Annotated in this window: 1 protein-coding gene; it reads left to right on the top strand. The window is 66.9% G+C overall.

Features of this window, described 5'->3' with window-relative positions; translation table 11 throughout:
• Window positions 1-577: glycosyltransferase (locus A5747_RS16520; protein WP_369805120.1), on the top strand; the 577-nt coding region annotated here is incomplete at both ends.

The following is a 577-nucleotide window of genomic DNA, read 5'->3' as shown; positions in this document are numbered from 1 at the left end:
GCTTTCCGGGGCTGGCGGCCGAATGGGCGAAATGGAACGGCCAACGGCCGTTCGTCGGGGCCCTGACGATGGAGTTGACTACGGACGCCGACGAGGAGGTCGCGTCGTGGATCGCCGCGGGAACACCGCCGATTTTCTTCGGCTTCGGCAGCACGCCGGTCAAGTCTCCCGCCGACACCGTCGCCATGATCGGCGCGGCCTGCGCGCAACTGGGCGAACGGGCGCTGATCTGCTCTGCGGGCACCGACTTCAGCGACGTCCCGCATTTCGACCACGTCAAAACCGTCGACGCGATGAATTACTCGGCCGCCTTTCCCGCCTGCCGCGCGGTCGTACATCATGGCGGCACCGGAACCACTGCGGCGGGCCTGCGCGCCGGGGTGCCCATGCTGATCCTCTGGACGGCACCCGATCAGGCGATCTGGGCCTCTCACGTCAAACGTCTGAAAGTTGGTTCTGGGCGGCGTTTTACGAGCACCAGCCGTGAATCGCTGGCCGCCGACCTGCACCGGATCCTCGGTCCCGACTATGTCTCCCGGGCCCGCGAGCTAGCCACCCAGACTTCCAAACCCGCCGA

The organism is Mycobacterium sp. IS-836 (assembly GCF_001954275.1).
Lineage (GTDB): Bacteria > Actinomycetota > Actinomycetes > Mycobacteriales > Mycobacteriaceae > Mycobacterium.
Note: the sequence above shows the minus strand (reverse complement) of the source record. Positions and strands in the feature narration are given on the sequence as shown.